Genomic DNA, 16,862 nt, shown 5'->3' on the forward strand with positions numbered 1-16,862 from the left:
GACTTGGACACCACTCCTGCCCCCGTGGTTCCCCCTGAATCTTACCCTGGGCGCCCGGAGTTATTCCCATCCGCAGCGGGACCGGACCCCTCCCCCCGCCCACCCCGCGCGACCAAGGCGGCGGCGGAAGCCACCCCCGCGGCCAGCGTGAGGACGGTCAGGCCCGCAGCCGTCGTCCAGTCCGCGAGGCTCTGCGGGGCCAGGGCCGCCCGCAGGGCGCCCCCGAAGTCGAATCCCCTTTCCGCCCGGCGGCTGGCCAGGCCCCCCACCAGCCCCACGGTGAGCAGGCCGAGCGTCGCCCCCGCGAGCGCTCCCCCCGCCGCGCGGAGCAGCAGAGCGGCGCGTGAGAGGGGAGAGTCGGGCCCCCGCGCCGCCACCTGGAAATCAGGCTCGCGGGCCCCCCAAGGAACGAACCGGGCGAGGAGGACCAGGCCCGGGAGGCCCATGAAGACGGAGAAGACAAAGAAGTCCCGCCAGCCGATGGCGTCCGCCATCACCCCCGCCACGGGGCCGCAGAGGATCCGGGGTAGCGTGAAGAGGCTCGACAGAAGAGCGTACTGGGTGGCGGAGAAGCGCTTTTGGGTCAGGCGCAGGAGGAGCACGCCGAAGGCTCCCGCGGCCATGCCGCTCGTGCCCAGCTCCAGGGCCTGCGCCCCGTACATGAGCGGTCGGTTCACGCCCACCTCCGCTACCGCTGCGTATCCGAGGTTGGCGAAGACTTGCAGGAAGCCGAAGACCCAGAGCGCGCGGCCCAGGCCCAGGGTCTGGGTGAGCACACCTCCGAGGATCGTCCCCGCCACCGCCGCCGTTTGACCGATGGTGGCGGTAGCCACGCCCACGTCGAAGTCCTGGTAGCCCACCTGCACCAGGAAGGGGCGGATCAAGGCTTGGCTGAGGTTGTCGCTCAGCTTGTAGAGGACCACGAAGGCCAGGATCTCGAGCGCGCGACGCTGGGCCAGGAAGTCCACGAGCGGTGCCCACACGGCCTCGCGCAGGGTGCGGGGTGCGCCGGGAACGACTTCCGGTTCGGGGGCAAACCAGGTCACGAGCATCAAGGGTAGGTAGGCGAGGGCGAGGAGGGCGTTCACGAGCGCCCAGGAGGTCTCCGCGGCCAGGGTGATGGAGACGCCCCCCGAGACGAGCATGGCCGCCCGGTAAAGGGCCACCCGCGCCCCCACCGCGACGCCATGCTCCTCCCGGCGGAGCACCTCCACCGCGTAGGCGTCGATGGCGATGTCCTGGGTGGCGGCGGCAAAGGCGATGGCCAGGGCCAGCGACCCGATGACCCACACCGCCCGCGGCTGGCCCGAGACCGCGGACAGCCCGAGGCCAAGGGCGACGAGCGCTACCTGGCTCACGAGGATCCATCCCCGCTTGCGACCGAGGAAGGGGAGCGGGTAAGCATCCATGGAGGGCGACCACAGCAGCTTGAAGGTCCAGGGGGCCTGGGCCAGGCCGAACAGACCGATGACCTTGATGTCCACCCCCGCCCGAGCCATCCAGGTCGGGATGGCGATCCAGACCAAGCCCAGGGGCAGGCCCGAAGAAAACGATAGGAGGACGACGGAAAGGAGCCGCCAGCTTCCGGCGACGGCGCGGAGGCTCTGCCAGGTGGTCAGCTTGCTCGAACTCATCCCGGGGAGGCGGCCTCCGGCCGCGAGCATAACATCGGGCCCCGTGGTCGCGGCTTATACTATGAAGTCCATGAGCCGCCGGGTCCGCTTCGGCCTCGTCATGACCCTGGCCCTCCCCGCCGCCCCCGCCCCCGCCGCCGACCCCATCGTGCTCTTCGGGGGCCGGGTCACGCTGGGAGGCGAAGTCAATCTCACCTTCGCCCCTGAGGACGACGGCTATTTCAACTACGACGGCTACCGGAACAATACCCTCCGGCGGGCCCGGCTGGGCGTGGCGGCGGGACTGCGGGCGGGCGACCACCTGGCCCTGGTCACCCAGGTCCTGAGCGACAACTTGGGCACCCCGCGCATCTACGCCCTCTACCTGCGGGCGCACCCGTGGAAGGAGCGGTCGTTCGACATCCAGGTCGGCCGCATCCCCCCCGTTTTCGGGGCCTTCCCCCGGGAGGGCTACGGCCCGGATCGTCCCTTAGTCGGCTACCCGCTCGCCTATCAGTACCTCACCTCGCTGCGGCCCGATGCCGCCCCCGCCTCCGCCGATGGTCTTCTGGCCATGCGGGGGCGGGGCTGGCTGACCCAGTACCCGATCGGCTCCCCTGCCCCCGCGAACGGCCTCCCCTTGGTGGACGCGGATCGCTGGGACACCGGCTTCCAGGTCCGCGTCGGATCGGAGCCCCTGGAAGCGAGCGCGGCCGTCACCCAGGGCACGTTGTCCGATCCGCGCTTCTCCGACAACAACGACGGCAAACAGCTCTCCGGCCGTCTGGCCTGGCGTCCCCTCATCGGCCTGGTGGTGGGGGTCTCGGGGGCACGGGGCCCCTACCTGTCCAAGGTCGTCCAGCAGGCCGCCGGCGGCGCGAGCGGCAGCTCCCAGACCGCCTGGGGCCTCGACCTCGAATATTCGCGCGACTATTGGCTCTTCCGGGTCGAGGCGGTGGGGAGCGCCTGGGACGTCCCCGTGCTCAGGCCGCCCCTGCTCCACGGCCCCGTCCGGGCGCTGGGCCTGGACGGGGAGGCCCGCTACAAGATCGCCCCTGGTCTCTACGTGGCGGCCCGCCTGGACCATCTGGGGTTCAGCACGGTGGAAGGCTCCGCCGGGCCCCGGTCTTGGGATGCTCCGGTCTGGCGGGTGGAGGGCGGCCTCGGCTACTCGGTGCGGCGCGACCTCCTCTTCAAGCTCGTTTACCAGCACAACTGGAAGGACGGTGGCCCCCTGCGAAGCCAGGGTTTCCTCGCCGCCCAGCTCCTCTTCTGGCTCTAGGATGCCCGCACCCCTGGCTCTCCACCTCTTGGCCGTGACCGCGCTGCTGGGCGCGGGCGGAGGACAGGTCGCGGTCGCCTCCGCCCTGGCTCCCTCTGGCTCCATCCGGGGTCGCGTGGAACTGCGCCGCGTCCCCCCGCCCGTGGAGCCGCGCCTGGCGGTGAACGATCTCGGGATGCCGGCCCCCCGCGACCTTCCCGACCGGCGGCGAAGCGTGGTTTACCTCGAGACCGCCCCCCGGGGCGCCTTCGAGGACGCGGAGAGGCCGCGGGCCACCCTGGATCAGCGCAATCAGACCTTCGTGCCCTACGTTCTGGCCGTCATCGTGGGGACGACGGTGGACTTTCCCAACAACGACCGCACCTATCACAACGTCTTCTCGTTCTCGAAAGCCCGGCGCTTCGACCTCGGCCGCTACGGCCGTGGACAATCCAAGGCCGTCCGCTTCGACGAGCCGGGGGTGGTGAGGGTGTTCTGCGAGATCCACTCCCACATGAGCGCGTTTGTCCTCGTCTTCGCCCACCGCTACTTCGCGGTGACAGATGCCGAGGGCCGGTATCACATCGACGACGTTCCCCCCGGCACCTATACGGTGGTGGCCTGGACAGACGGGGAGGCGCGCCAGGCTCGCGCGGTGCGGGTGCCCGAGGGTGGGGGGTCCGTGGAGCTCGACTTCGCCCCCAACTGACACCATGAAGCTGCTCTCCTCCCTCCAGAATCGGATCTTCCTGGCCAGCGCCCTCCTGGCCATCCTCTCCATTACCTTCGCCATCCGTTTTGTCACCGTCAGAGTAACGGGGGAAGCGGAGCAGGAGCTGCGCCGCGGCCTGGTGGAGGCGGGAGACCTCGTGGAACAACAGCATGCGGCCCGCCTCGAGACCCTCACCGTCATGGCCCGGCTCATCGCGGATCTACCCAAGCTCAAGGCGGTGGTGGACACGGGCGACCCTCCGACCGTGCAGCCCCTGGCCCAGGATTACAAGGCCCGGGTGCGGGCGGACGTCTGCGTGGTCACCGGCCGGCGGGGGCAGGTGCTGGTCGCGATCGGCGCTCCGGCCGCGGAGATGGAGGGCAGCCCCGCCGTGCGCACCGCCCTCGCGGGGCGGGAGTCGGTGACCTTCCGCCCCGCTCCGGGTGGCCTCCTCGAGATCGTCACCGTGCCCGTGGCCATCGGTCCCGATCCCCCCGAGGTGGCGGGAACCCTGAGCCTCGGCTTCGCCCTCGACGACGCCCTCGCCGCGCGGTTCAAGGCGGTGACGGAGAGCGAGGTCGCCTTCGCCCTCGATGGCCAGCTGCGGGCAGCCACCCTCCCAGGGGGGCGCGGCCCCGCCCTCTCCAGCGTTCTGGAGAGCGACGCCATCGCAACCGTGCTTCTGGACGGCGCAGAGTACGTGGCCCTGCGGCACCCCCTCTACGCCCCCGCCGGCCCCCGGGCCCCCATGGCCGTCATCCTGCGCTCGCGGACGGAGCGCCTCCGTTTCGTGCGTACTCTGGACGCGGCCCTGCTCGTCGCGGCCCTCATCGCGGTTCTGGTGGCGGTCCTGCTCAGCTACGCGGTGGCCCGCACCGTGACCCGCCCCCTCTCCGTCATCACCGCCACCATGAGGGAAATGGCGGCCACCGGCGACCTCACCCGCAAGATCCCGGGGGGCCGCGTCTGGGACGACGAGGACGCCCACCTCCTCGCCCGCACCTTCAACAGCCTCACGGACGCCATCGCGCGCTTCCAGCGCGAGGCCGCGCTGCGGGAGCGCCTCTCCGCGCTCGGCCGCCTCTCCACCGTCATCGCCCACGAGGTAAGAAATCCGCTCATGATCATCAAGGCCTCCCTAACGACCCTCCGCCGCGAGGGGGTGCCCACTCCGGAGCTCAGGGAAGCGGCGGCGGACATCGACCACGAAGTGGCCCGCCTCGACCGCACGGTCAGCGACGTCCTCGACTTCGCGCGTCCGGTCCGGCTGGAGTACGCGCCCACCGACCTCAACGCATTGTGCCGGGAGGCCGCCGTTTCCACCCTCTCCGGGGATTCGTCCCCCGCCGTGCACTTCTCCCTCGACCCCGGTCTAAACCGGGTCGTCACGGACGGGGAGCGGCTGCGCACCGCCCTCGCCAACATCCTGTCCAACGCCTGGGAGTCGGTGCGGGCCCGGGGGCCCCTGCCCGCGCCCACGGGCGACGCCACCGCCGACATCGATCTTGAGACCGTGGCTCTCTCCCCCGACCGCGCCGCCATCGTGGTGCGGGACCGCGGAGTGGGCATCGACCCCGCGGATCTGCCCCACGTTTTCGAGCCCTATTTCACAACCAAGCGCACGGGGACCGGGCTCGGCCTCGCTATCGCCAAGAACATCATCGATTCGCTGGGGGGCACGCTCTCCGCCCAGAACCGCCCCCCCGAAGGGGCGGAGGTCCGGATCGAGCTGCCCACCGCGGAGCCGCGCCCCTCCGCCACCGCCCCCGGGGCCGCCTGAGATGGAGCCCCGCGGCAGCATCCTCTTGGTCGACGACGAGGAGCGCATCCTCAAGGCCCTCGGGCGGGCTCTGCGCGAGGAGGGGCACGAGGTCGTGGCCACCTCCAGCGCCCGGGAGGCTCAGCGCCTCTTGTCCGGGCGCACCTTCGACCTCTTCGTGGTCGACAACCGGATGCCCGAGCGGACGGGCCTGGAGCTCATCCGGGACCTCCTGGCCTCCGCGCCGGAAGGCGACCGGCCGCAGGTCATCATGATGACCGCCCACGCCACCGTGGAGAACGCCATCGAGGCCATGAAGCTGGGGGCCTTCGACTACCTGCAAAAGCCCTTCGAGGTCGAGGAACTCCTGGTCGCCGTGCGGCGCGCGCTCGAGCACCAGCGCCTGCGTACCCAGCACCTCTACCTCCTGAGCGAGCGCGACGAGCAGTTCAACCACTACGGCATCGTGGGAGGGAGCCGGGCCATCCAGGACCTCCTCCACAAGCTGGAGCAGGTGGCTCTGACCAAGAGCACCGTCCTCATCAGCGGGGAGACGGGGACGGGCAAGGAGCTGGCGGCGCGGGCCATCCACGACCGCAGCGCCCAGCGGGGGCTGCCCCTCATCAAGGTGAACTGCGCCGCCATACCCGAGACCCTGCTGGAGTCGGAGCTCTTCGGCCATGTCCGGGGGGCCTTCACGGGGGCCACCTCCAACAAGAAGGGAAAGTTCGCCCTCGCCGACGGAGGAACCCTCTTCTTGGACGAGATCGGAGCCACGAGCTCGGCCCTCCAGGCCAAGCTGCTGCGCGTCCTCCAGGAGCGGGAGTTCGAACCTCTGGGCGCGGAGCGCACCCAAACCGTCGACCTCAGGGTGATCGCCGCCACCAACCGTGACCTGCCGCGGATGGTCGCGGAGGGCCGCTTCCAGGAGGACCTCTTCTATCGGCTGAGCGTCATCCCCATCGCCCTCCCCCCTCTGCGCGAGCGACGCGACGACATCCCGGCGCTGGTGGACCATTTTCTGCGCAAGCACGCGCAGCGCACGGGCAAACGGATTGACGGGGTGGCCAAGGACGCGCTGGCCTCGCTGCAGTCCTACGACTGGCCGGGAAACGTCCGCGAGCTCGAGAACACGATCGAGCGCGCGGTGGTCCTGTCCAGCGGCCCGGTGATTGAGGCGGCCGACGTCTCCCCCTCGGGGGCAGGGGGAGCCGCCCCCTCCGGCCCGCCCTCGCTGAAGCTGCACCAGAACATCGAGTGGGTGGAGCGGGAGACGATCGGCCGCGCCCTCCGGGAGGCCCGCGGGGTTAAGAAGGCCGCGGCCGAGCTTCTCGGCATCAGCCAGCGCGCTCTCAGCTACTACCTGGCCAAGTACCATATCGAGTAGGAGGCCGCGGCCGGAGGGAGGAGGCTTTCGGTGGCCGTAATCCCTTACGGCGGCCGTAAGGGGCGGGCTCCGAGAACCCGCCCGAATCCCGGATTCTGGCCCGGACGGGCGCGGCACACGGCTTGCTCCCCGTCTTTTGGGTCGCGGGGCGCCCGAGCCCCGCGGCAGGGGAGAGTGGAGCGGAGCATGAGGCTGAAGGCGACGCAAGTCCTTTCCGTGACCGCGCTCCTCGCGGTCCTGCTCGACCCCGCCCGCGCCCCCGGGGAGCCACCCAAGCCGCGCTCCTTCGACATCACCGCCTCCCGCTTCCAGTTCGAGCCCGCCCGCCTGGAAGTGAGCGAGGGGGACGCGGTTCGGCTGACCCTGCACTCCACCGACACCACCCACGGTTTCGGCATCAAGGAGCTGACGGTGGAGGCGGTCATCCCCAAAGGAGGAGAGCCGGTGACGGTGGAGTTCGTGGCCGACCAAGCCGGCACCTTCGAGTTCTTCTGCACCGAATATTGCGGCCCGCGCCACCGCGAGATGAGGGGGACCCTGGTGGTCACGCCCCGCTCGGCTCCCCCCTCGCCCACCCCCTCGCCCGCGCAAAGCGCAGGCGACGCGCGGAGATCGGCTTCGGACGCAGCATCTCCCGCTTCACGGCCCCGGACCCCGGCCTGCTCGCCCGTGGTCGTGCCCTCCCCCGCCCGTGCGGCGGGGGATTGAATTGAGCGATCTCTCAATAGGAGGCCCCGTGTCAGCGCGTGCGCGGAAGAACGGTTCGGAGCAGGTCGTCCCCGGGCTCGTCCTCCTCCTCTTTGCCCTCGCCCTCGGCGCCTGCGGGGGCTCCTTGTCCCCCTCATCGCCCTCGACTCCCGCTCCCACCCCCACCCCGTCGGGTCCCCCCGGGCCCACCGTCCTCCTCACCTCGATGGGGGCCAGCCCGAAGACGATTCAGGTCCCCTTGGGCAGCCGGGTGACGTTCGTCAATCAGGACAACCAGGACCACGAGATCTTTTCCGATCCCCACCCCGAACACACCGATTGCCCCCCCATCAACGCCGTCGGCGAACTTCTTCCCGGCGAGACCCGGACCACCGGCGTGTTCACGGTGGCGCGAACGTGCGGGTATCACGACCACGGCATGCCCACCAACACCCTCTTCCAAGGCACGATCGTCATTCAATAGAGGAGTCGGACGCGACCCGCGCGGGCGCGAGAAAGCCCGCTACAATGCCGGCGGGGGTGGCCTTGGGGGTAGTGGTCCAGAAGTACGGCGGCTCCTCGGTCGCGGACGTCGAGCGCATCCGTCAGGTAGCCGACCGCATCGCGGCCACCCGGGCCACGGGCCAGGACGTGGTGGTGGTGGTCTCCGCCATGGGCGACACCACCGACGAGCTCCTGGGTCTGGCCCGGCGTATCTGCCCCAACCCCGCCCGGCGAGAGCTCGATATGCTGCTCTCCGCGGGAGAGCGCATCTCCATGGCCCTGCTCTCCATGGCCCTGAACGCGCGCTCGGTTCCCGCCGTCAGCTTCACCGGCTCCCAGTCCGGCATCATTACCAACGACGCCCACACCAACGCTCGCATCGTGGAGGTCCGCCCCTACCGGGTGCAGGACGAGCTGGCCCGAGGCAAGGTGGTGATCGTGGCCGGTTACCAGGGGGTCTCCTACAAGCGCGAGGTGACCACCCTCGGGCGGGGGGGATCCGACACCACAGCCGTGGCCCTGGCCGCCGCCCTCGGCGCGCAGTCGTGCGAGATTTACAGCGATGTGGACGGCGTCTACTCCGCCGACCCCCGGCTCGTGCCCGAGGCCCGCCGACTGGCGGAGATCTCGTACCCGGAGATGCAGGAGCTGGCGGAGGCAGGGGCCCGCGTCCTGAACGCCCAGGCCGTGGAGTTCGCTAAGGAAAGGGGAATCGCGCTCTATGCGCGTGCGAGTGCGGGGGGCCCGGGCGAGACCGTGATCCGGCGCGGCCCCCCCCGTGCGCCGGGTCGGGTGGTGGGCGTGGCGGGGGAGACCGGCCTCCTGGTCTTGTCCCTGGCCAGCGAGGGCCCGGAGGATCTGGCCCGGCTCCTGGCCCGGCTGGACGCACGCTCCACGGGGGGGAAGCAGCTGCTCTTCGAGGGGAGCGCGGGCCACGCCTCCCTCGTCCTGTCCCGGCAGGACCTGCACGACTACCCCGCCCTCGAAGCGGAACTCAGCGGTGAGGAGAGCGGGGTTTCTCTGCGCTCGGGCGTGGGAGCGGTCTCCGCCATCGGGGCCGGGATCAACGCGAGCTTCGGCAACGTCCGCGAGGCCCTGGCCGTCCTCACCGGGATGGGGGCCGCGGTCCTGGGCCTCTCCACCTCCAGCTTCCGCATCAGCCTCCTCCTCGAGGAAGGCTTCGTCCCCGAGGCCATGCGTCTGCTCCACCGCCGCCTGGTCGTGGACGAGGTCACTGCCCCCGAGGCTTGAGCGGCGTTCCTCTGGGTTGGGGGGAGCGCGCGCGCGGCCGCCCTCATTCTCGCGGCCTACCGCGTTTCTCCCGCGTTTCTTGACAGGTCCCGGGGGGTGCCCTAGGCTCCGTTCATGTTGCGGTTCCTGACCGCGGGAGAGTCGCACGGGCCTGCGCTGACTGTGGTCGTGGAGGGCTTGCCCGCGGGCCTTCCCGTCAACCGCGAGTCCATCGATGCCGACCTGCGCCGGCGGCAGGGCGGCTATGGCCGGGGCGGCCGCATGAAGATCGAGAGCGACCAGGTGGAGGTGCTCTCGGGCGTCCGCCACGGGCGGACCCTCGGCAGCCCGGTGAGCTTTCTAATCCGGAACCGGGACTTCGAGAACTGGCGCGACGTGATGTCGCCCGAGCCCCTGCCCCCGGAGACCCGCGACCGACGCGTGCTCAAGTACCCGCGGCCCGGCCACGCCGACCTCGCGGGGGCCCTCAAGTACTTGACCGACGATCTGCGCAACGTGCTCGAGCGGGCCAGCGCTCGCGAGACCGCGGCCCGGGTGGCGGCGGGAGCCCTCGCGCGCACGCTCCTGTCCGCCTGCGGGATAGCGGTGCGCAGCCACGTGACCCGGATCGGCGGGGCCGCCCTCCCCCCCGGCCCCCCCCTGAGCTGGGAGTCGCTGGAGCGGGTGGAGGAAAGCCCGGTGCGCTGCGCGGACCGGGAAGCGGGGGCGGCCATGGTGGCGGAGATCGACCGCGCCAAGAAGGACGGCGACACGGTGGGGGGGATTTTCGAGGTGGTGGTGCGCGGCCTGCCCCCCGGCCTGGGCTCCTTCGCCCAATGGGACCGCCGCTTGGACGGACGCCTGGGCCAAGCCTTGATGTCGATCCCCGCCGTGAAGGCGGTGGCCGTGGGGGCGGGGTTCGCCGCCGGCCACACCTCGGGGGCGGCCTTCCACGACGAGATCCTCTACGACGACACCCAGGGTTTGCACCGCGGTAGCAATCGGGCGGGGGGCCTCGAGGGCGGCGTGACCAACGGGGAGGAGCTGCGCGCGCAGGCGGTGGTGAAGGCTATCCCCACCCTCCTCATCCCCCTGCGCTCGATCGACCTCAAGACCAAGGAGCCCCAGGCGGCGTCTGTCGAGCGCAGCGATACCTGTGTGGTGCCGGCGGCGGGGGTCGTGGGCGAGGCCATGGTGGGCTGGGTCGTGGCCGACGCCCTGCTCGAGAAGCTGGGGGGCGATTCGCTGACCGAGCTGCTCGACCACCTGGAGGCCACGCGCCTTCGCTGGCGCGAGCTGCTGTCCCGCCGGACGCGCGAAGGACCCTGAACCAGAAGGGGGGTCGAGATGGCTGCCTCTCCCTCCGCCCCCTGAGGAGATCCATGGCCATTCGGCCCATCGTGAAATTCGGTCACCCCGTCCTGCACGCCCCCGCCGCCCCCGTCCCCGAGGTCGACGGGAGCGTCGTGACCCTGGTCAACGACATGGTCGAGACCATGTACGCGGCTCCCGGCATTGGCCTGGCCGCACCCCAGATTGGCGTCCCCCTCCGCGTGATTGTCATCGATCTCTCCGTGGGCGAGGACAAGAAGCAGCTCATCCGTCTCATCAACCCTGAGGTCGTGGAGAGGGTGGGCGAGCAGCGACATGAGGAGGGTTGCCTCAGCGTTCCCGGCTACGCGGGATCCCCCGTGCGGCCCGCGCGGGTCACGGTCAAGGGGCTGGATCTGCAGGGGAATGACAGCGTCTTTACCGCTACCGAGCTGCTCGCCCGGGCCTTCTGCCACGAGATCGACCATATCGACGGCCTCCTCTTTGTGGACCGCCTCTCCCCCCTGAAGCGCGACCTCCTCCAACGAAAGCTCCGGAAGAGGGCGAAGAACGACGACTGGGACGACTGAGCATGCGGATCGTCTTTCTGGGCAGCGGATCTTTTGCGATCCCCGCTCTCGAGGCCTTGATCACGGCCGGGCACGAGGTGGCCACCCTCGTAACTCAGCCCGACCGGGAGAAGGGGCGGGGCCGGGCCTTGGCCCCGCCCCCCCTCAAGCCGGTGGCCCTGGCCCGCGGCATCCCCGTCCTGCAGCCCCCGCGGGTTCGGGATCCCCAGGCCCTCGAGGCCTTGCGCGCGCTCTCCCCCGAGCTGCAGGTGGTGGTCGCTTACGGCCAGATCCTCCCCCGGAGCGTGATCGAGATCCCCCCCCGGGGGACGGTCAACGTCCACGGCTCCCTCCTCCCCCGCTATCGGGGGGCGGCCCCCATCGCCTGGGCGATCGCCTCGGGAGAGACGGAAACCGGCGTCACGACCATGCTGATCGACGAGGGTCTCGATACCGGCCCCATTCTCCTTGCCCGCTCCACACCGATCGGGCCGGAGGAAACGGCCGCCGAGCTGGAGCCCCGCCTGGCCCGCCTGGGCGCGGAGCTCCTGCTGGAGACGGTGCGGGGTCTCGGGGACGGCCGTCTCCAGCCGCAGCCGCAGGATCAGGCTCTTGCCGGCTACGCCCCTCTTCTTAAGAAAGAGGATGGGCGCATCGACTGGACCGCTCCCTCCGACGTCGTGGCCCGGCGGGTCCGCGGCTTCAACCCCTGGCCGGGTACCTATACTCTTTGGCAGGGCCGCGTCCTGAAGGTATTGCGGGCCCGCCCGGCCCCCGGCGGACCCGGCGAGCCGGGAACGGTGGTGAGGGTGGACCGCGAGGGCCTGGTCGTGGCCTGTGGGCACGGCACCCGCCTCGACCTCCTCGAGGTCCAGCTCGAAGGGCGCCGCCCGGTCGTTGCCTCGGCCTTCAGCTCGGGAGCGCGGCTCCACCCGGGGGCGCGCTTCGGTTAGACCGTGGCCACGCCCGCCCGCCGCCTCGCCTTCCAGATCCTCACGCGGGCGGAGTCCGCTCGCGCCACCCTGGCCGATCTGCTCGCGACACCGGAGGCCGAGGCCCTCCCTCCCCGCGAGCGCGCCTTCCTCCACGAGCTCGTCCTGGGAACCCTGCGGCGCCGGGGCGGGCTGGACCATGCTCTGCAGCCCCTCCTGGACCGGCCCCTGGGTGAGCTGGACGCTCCCGTGCGCACAGCCCTCCGCCTGGGCGCCTACCAGATCCTCCACCTGCGGGTGCCGGGGCGGGCCGCCGTCTCAGAGGCGGTGGACCTCGTCCGCGACCGCTCCCGAAAGGCGGGCGGCTTCGTCAACGCCGTCCTCCGCCAACTCCTACGCGTGGGCCCGCCCCCCGAGCCCGATCCGGAGCGGGATGCCCTGGCTTGGCTGACCACTCTCGGATCGCTCCCCGGCTGGCTGGCCAAGCGCTGGCTCACCCGGCTCGGACCCGCCACCGCGGTGAGCCGCGCGCGGGCCTTTCTGGATCCGCCCCCGGTTTTCCTCCGCTTGAACCCGCGGGTGGGCGACGCTCGAGCCCGGGCCCAGGCGGCTTTGACCCTCCGGCCCTTGGCTGTGCCCGGAGGGTGGGAGGCCACGCAGGGCCGCTGGGCGGAGCTGGCGGCGGCGGGCGTGCTCTACGTCCAGGACCAGGGTTCGCAGATGGTGGCCCATCTCGCCGCCCGTCCCGGGCGCGTCCTGGACGCCTGCGCCGCTCCCGGGGGCAAGGCCCTCCTGATCGGAGATCTGGGGCAGGGGATCGTGGTGGCGGGAGAAGCGGCGCCGCGACGCCTCCGCACGCTCGCCGCGCTCTGCCGGCGCTGGGGCGCGACCAACGTGTACCCCCTCGGGGCGGATGCCCGGCGGCCGCCCTTCGGGGCCGCTTTCGACACCGTTCTCCTCGACGCCCCCTGCACCGGCCTCGGCACCCTGGGGCGCCACCCGGACATCCGCTGGCGGCTGCGCCCCGCCGACATCCCGCGCCAGGCCCGCCGGCAGAGGGAGCTCCTGGAGAGTCTGGCCCCGATCGTGAAGCCGGGGGGAGCCCTCGTCTACGCGACGTGCTCGGTTGAGGATGAGGAAAACGATGGTGTGATCGCCCCGTTCCTGGCCTCCCACCCGGGCTTCGCTCCCGCACCCCTTCCCGGCTGGGCGGCCCCCTTCGCGGAAGGGCCCTTCCTGCGCCTTCGCCCGGAGCGCGACCGCGGCGACGCCTTCTTCGCCGCCCTCCTGCATCGCTCTGGGGGAGGCGGCCGGTGAGGGCCGAGCGTCGCTTGTGGTAGTCTCTCCTTCTATCCCTCGTTCGGGACGGGCCCTAACGAAACCGCCATTGACCATCCAGCGCTTCGCCGTCCTCCTCGTCAAGAACGGCCTTCTCTTCCTGGCCCTCGTGGCCGCCTTGAGCGCGAGCGCCCTCCTCACCATGCGGGCCGTGCTGACCTCCCAGGACGTGGTCGTCCCCTCCCTGGTGGCCCGGCGCATCCCCGAGGCTGGGATCTTAGCCGCCCGCCGGGGCCTCTCCATCCGCGTGGAGGGCAAGCGCAACGACCTCCGCGTGCCCGCGGACCACATCCTGGCCCAGGAGCCCGTGGCCGGCGCCGCCCTAAAGGCGCACCGCAGCATCCGGGTCTGGCTCAGCCTGGGCCCCCGCCGCTTGGCGGTTCCCGCCGTGGAGGGTGAGAGCTTGCGCACGGCGCGGCTCACCCTCGAGCAGGCCCAGGTCCCCATCGCGCGGGTCATCGAAGTCAACGACCCCCAGGGGGAAGGTACGATTCTCGTCCAGCACCCCCCGGCGGGGGAGGCCGATGCCATGGGGGAGGGCATCTCCCTGCTCGTGAGCCGCGGTCCCGCGGGAGCCGATTACTTGATGCCCGACCTCATCGGCCGCAAGGCGGAGGACGTCCTGGAGGGGATGCGTGCGGCCGGCCTGAAGGTCGCCGAGGTGCGGTACCGGACGTACCCCGGCGTGGCCCCCGGCATCGTGCTCCGCCAGTCCCCCCCCGCCGGCCACCGGGTCAGCTCCCGCAGCTCCGTGAGCCTCGACATCAGCAAGGCCACGCCGTGATCCTCGCTCCCTCCATTCTCTCCGCGGATTTCGGCCGGCTTGCTGAGGAGGTGGCGCGGGCCGAGCAGGGGGGGGCCGGCCTGGTCCACGTGGACGTCATGGACGGTCACTTCGTCCCCAATCTCACGATGGGGCCGGTGGTGGTGAAGGCGGTTCGGAAGGCCACCGCCCTCCCCATCGACGTCCACCTCATGATAGAGAACGCCGACCGCCACGCCGACGCCTTCGTCGACGCGGGGGCCAACTGGATCAGCCTCCACGTCGAGGCCATGCCCCATCTGCAGCGGACGGTGGCCCACTTGGCGAGCCGAGGGGTCCGCCCGGGGGTGGCCCTCAACCCCTCCACCCCCCTGGGCAGCCTGGAGGAGATCCTGCCCGAGCTGGCTCACGTGCTGGTCATGTCCGTGAACCCCGGCTTTGGTGGCCAGGCCTTCCTGCCCGCCAGCCTGGACAAGGTCCGGCGCCTGAAGCGGATGCTGCAGGAACGTGGGCTGCATGCCCAGATCGAGGTGGACGGCGGCGTCGACGCCCAGAACATACGCTCCCTCCTGGACGCGGGGGCCGACGTATTCGTGGCGGGCAGCGCCGTCTTCGGGCAGGGAGACGCCGAGGCCGGGGTCCGGCGCTTGATCGAGGCCTGCCGGTGACCACTCCCTCCTCGTCCACCATCCGCGTCCGCTACGCGGAGACCGACCAGATGGGGGTGGCCTACCACGGCGACTACTTCGCCTGGTTCGAGGTGGGGCGCACCGACCTCCTTCGCCACCGCGGCCTCACCTACCGGGAACTCGAGCAGCAGGACCTGCGTCTGCCCGTCATCGAGACGGGGGCCCGCTTTTTGCGGCCGGCCCTCTACGACGACGAGCTCGAGATCCGCACGCGGGTGACTTCCCTCACGGGGGCCCGGATCACCTTTGAATATGAGGTCCGCCGGACCGGCGCCGACGGTATCCTGGCCACCGCCTTCACGGCCCATGCGGCCGTGGATGGGCGCGGCCGGCCCCGCCGCTTCCCGCCCGCGCTCCGGAGCCGTCTCGAGTGAAGGCGGTGGTGACCGGCGTGGCCGGATTCATCGGCTCCCACCTCGTCGAGAGCCTCCTCGACGACGGCCACGACGTGTTGGGCATCGATTGCTTCGTGGACCACTACCCGCGGGCCATCAAGGAGCAAAACCTCGCCCGGGCCCACGATCATCGGTCCTTTCGATTCGTGGAGGGGCGCCTCCAGGACCGGGACCTCGAGGCCCTGCTGGACGGTGCGGAGCAGGTCTTCCATCTGGCCGCCCAGGCCGGTGTGCGGGCCTCCTGGGGCCGGGACTTCTCCCTCTACACGGACCACAACGTGCTCGCCACCCAGCGGTTGCTGGAGGCGGCGGTGAAGGCGGGCAGCCCCCGCGTGGTCTACGCCTCCTCCTCCTCCGTCTATGGGGACTCCCCCACCCTACCCCTGCGCGAGGACTCGCTCTGCCGTCCCGTCTCCCCGTACGGGGTCACCAAGCTGGCCGCGGAGCACCTCGGGCATCTCTACCACCAGAGCCATGGCCTTCCCGTGGTGAGCCTGCGGTACTTCACGGTCTACGGGCCGAGGCAACGGCCGGACATGGCTTTCCACCGGTTCCTGACCGCGGCCCGGGGGAGCACCCCCATCCACGTCTACGGAGACGGGGAGCAAACCCGCGACTTCACGTACGTCCTTGACATCGTGGCCGCTACGCGGGCGGCCGCCGTCTCCGGACGACCGGGCGTCATCTACAACGTGGGCGGCGGCGAGCGGGTCTCGCTGAACCAGGTCCTGCGCATCATCGAGGGGATCACCGGCCGCCGGCTGGAGACCCTTCGGGAGGAGCCCCAGAAGGGCGACATGAGGGACACCTTTGCCGACACCACCGCCGCCCGGCGCGACCTGGGCTTCCGCTCGAGCGTCCCCCTCGCCGACGGCCTGGGCCGGGAGTGGGACTGGCTAGGGAGCACACGTTGAAGCGGCTCGGCTTCCTGCTCCTGCTCGTGCCCCTCGGCTGCGCCCACGGAAAGCCGGACGTCGCGTCCATGTCGAGCAACTCGGACCGCGTGATCTGGGAGGCCGCCCAGAAGGCCCTGCAGGGCAACCAATGGGAAAGCACCCGTCAGCTCTGCAAGCGGATTATCGACGGGTTCCCCCAGAGCGAGTTCGGGCCGGAGGCGCGGCTGGCCCTGGCCGAGAGCTACCTCAAGGAGGGCGGGACCGCGAACTACATCCTGGCCGTCGCCAAGTACCGGGAGTTCCTCACCCTCTACCCGTCGCACCCCAAGAGCGACTATGCCCAGTTCCAGGCCGCGGAGGCGTACTTCCGCCAGAGGAACAGCCCCGATCGGGACCAGACCTCGATCCAGAAGGCCCTCGAGGAATACCAGCGGCTGCTCGATGTCTATCCCTCATCCGCCTATGTGGAACCGGCCCGAAGCCGGATCCGCGAGTGCCGCCAGAGCCTCGCCCAGTCGGAGTTCATGGCCGGGTACTTCTACCAGAAGACCCGGCAGGCCTGGCGGGCGGCGATCCTGCGCTATGAGGGCCTCCTCGCCGACTATCCGGACTACGACCGGATCGACGAGGTCCTCTTTCGGTTGGCGGAGGGTCTGGGCGCCTCGGGACGAGCGGCGGAGGCCCTGCCCCACCTCAACCGGCTGATCAGCGACTATCCCCAGAGCGCGTTCGTCCCGCCCGCGCGCCGGCTCATGGAGGTGCTGCAGAAGGCCCCCGCCCCTCCGCCCCCCCCGAGCCCCTCCCCCTCTCCCGCCG

At 71.1% G+C, this 16,862-nt stretch carries 17 protein-coding genes; 16 read left to right on the forward strand and 1 reads right to left on the reverse strand.

The features are described from left to right. Positions 1–41: 41 nt before the first annotated feature. The gene (locus VN461_03220) at positions 42–1,634 is read right to left on the reverse strand and encodes an MFS transporter (GenBank protein HXB53766.1); all 1,593 of its coding nucleotides are present in this window, start codon (positions 1,632–1,634) and stop codon (positions 42–44) included. Positions 1,635–1,704: 70 nt separating this feature from the next. On the opposite strand from VN461_03220, the gene VN461_03225 reads away from it, so the two are divergent. The 16 genes from VN461_03225 to bamD all read left to right on the forward strand — a co-directional run. Beyond that, on the forward strand, positions 1,705–2,895 hold the full coding sequence (locus VN461_03225; GenBank protein HXB53767.1) for a hypothetical protein: 1,191 nt from the start codon (positions 1,705–1,707) through the stop codon (positions 2,893–2,895). A 1-nt stretch (position 2,896) separates the two neighbouring features. After that, positions 2,897–3,583, forward strand: a complete 687-nt coding sequence (locus VN461_03230) for a carboxypeptidase regulatory-like domain-containing protein (protein ID HXB53768.1) — start codon at positions 2,897–2,899, stop codon at positions 3,581–3,583. 4 nt (positions 3,584–3,587) lie between these two features. Further along, positions 3,588–5,366 (forward strand): ATP-binding protein, encoded by a 1,779-nt coding sequence (locus VN461_03235; GenBank protein ID HXB53769.1) that lies wholly within the window; start codon positions 3,588–3,590, stop codon positions 5,364–5,366. A gap of 1 nt (position 5,367) precedes the next feature. After that, positions 5,368–6,732, forward strand: coding sequence for a sigma-54 dependent transcriptional regulator (locus tag VN461_03240; GenBank protein HXB53770.1), 1,365 nt, complete (start codon positions 5,368–5,370; stop codon positions 6,730–6,732). Between the two features lie 186 nt (positions 6,733–6,918). Continuing rightward, complete coding sequence (locus tag VN461_03245; GenBank protein ID HXB53771.1) at positions 6,919–7,440, forward strand: cupredoxin domain-containing protein; 522 nt, start codon at positions 6,919–6,921, stop codon at positions 7,438–7,440. A gap of 28 nt (positions 7,441–7,468) precedes the next feature. Then, positions 7,469–7,903, forward strand: coding sequence for a hypothetical protein (locus VN461_03250; protein HXB53772.1), 435 nt, complete (start codon positions 7,469–7,471; stop codon positions 7,901–7,903). Between the two features lie 62 nt (positions 7,904–7,965). Then, a complete protein-coding gene (locus tag VN461_03255) occupies positions 7,966–9,174 on the forward strand; it encodes an aspartate kinase (GenBank protein ID HXB53773.1) in 1,209 nt (402 codons plus the stop codon). Between the two features lie 114 nt (positions 9,175–9,288). Continuing rightward, positions 9,289–10,482: a chorismate synthase gene (gene aroC / locus VN461_03260; protein HXB53774.1), complete on the forward strand. Its 1,194-nt coding sequence runs from the start codon at positions 9,289–9,291 to the stop codon at positions 10,480–10,482. A 53-nt stretch (positions 10,483–10,535) separates the two neighbouring features. Next, complete coding sequence (gene def, locus VN461_03265) at positions 10,536–11,054, forward strand: peptide deformylase (protein ID HXB53775.1); 519 nt, start codon at positions 10,536–10,538, stop codon at positions 11,052–11,054. Between the two features lie 2 nt (positions 11,055–11,056). Next, complete coding sequence (gene fmt, locus VN461_03270; protein HXB53776.1) at positions 11,057–11,986, forward strand: methionyl-tRNA formyltransferase; 930 nt, start codon at positions 11,057–11,059, stop codon at positions 11,984–11,986. A 3-nt stretch (positions 11,987–11,989) separates the two neighbouring features. Further along, positions 11,990–13,282 (forward strand): transcription antitermination factor NusB, encoded by a 1,293-nt coding sequence (locus tag VN461_03275; protein ID HXB53777.1) that lies wholly within the window; start codon positions 11,990–11,992, stop codon positions 13,280–13,282. A gap of 70 nt (positions 13,283–13,352) precedes the next feature. Beyond that, positions 13,353–14,087: a PASTA domain-containing protein gene (locus tag VN461_03280; protein ID HXB53778.1), complete on the forward strand. Its 735-nt coding sequence runs from the start codon at positions 13,353–13,355 to the stop codon at positions 14,085–14,087. Then, on the forward strand, positions 14,084–14,734 hold the full coding sequence (gene rpe, locus VN461_03285; protein ID HXB53779.1) for a ribulose-phosphate 3-epimerase: 651 nt from the start codon (positions 14,084–14,086) through the stop codon (positions 14,732–14,734). Before VN461_03280 ends, rpe begins: the two co-directional genes overlap by 4 nt. Next, positions 14,731–15,129 (forward strand): thioesterase family protein, encoded by a 399-nt coding sequence (locus tag VN461_03290; protein HXB53780.1) that lies wholly within the window; start codon positions 14,731–14,733, stop codon positions 15,127–15,129. The genes rpe and VN461_03290 overlap by 4 nt, the downstream gene beginning before the upstream one ends. Beyond that, positions 15,126–16,064, forward strand: coding sequence for an NAD-dependent epimerase/dehydratase family protein (locus VN461_03295; protein ID HXB53781.1), 939 nt, complete (start codon positions 15,126–15,128; stop codon positions 16,062–16,064). Before VN461_03290 ends, VN461_03295 begins: the two co-directional genes overlap by 4 nt. Then, positions 16,061–16,862, forward strand: an 802-nt coding sequence (gene bamD, locus VN461_03300; GenBank protein ID HXB53782.1) for an outer membrane protein assembly factor BamD, incomplete at its 3' end; no start/stop codon positions are given. The genes VN461_03295 and bamD, both read left to right, overlap by 4 nt.

Source organism: Vicinamibacteria bacterium, from assembly GCA_035570235.1.
Classification (GTDB): domain Bacteria; phylum Acidobacteriota; class Vicinamibacteria; order Fen-336; family Fen-336; genus DATMML01.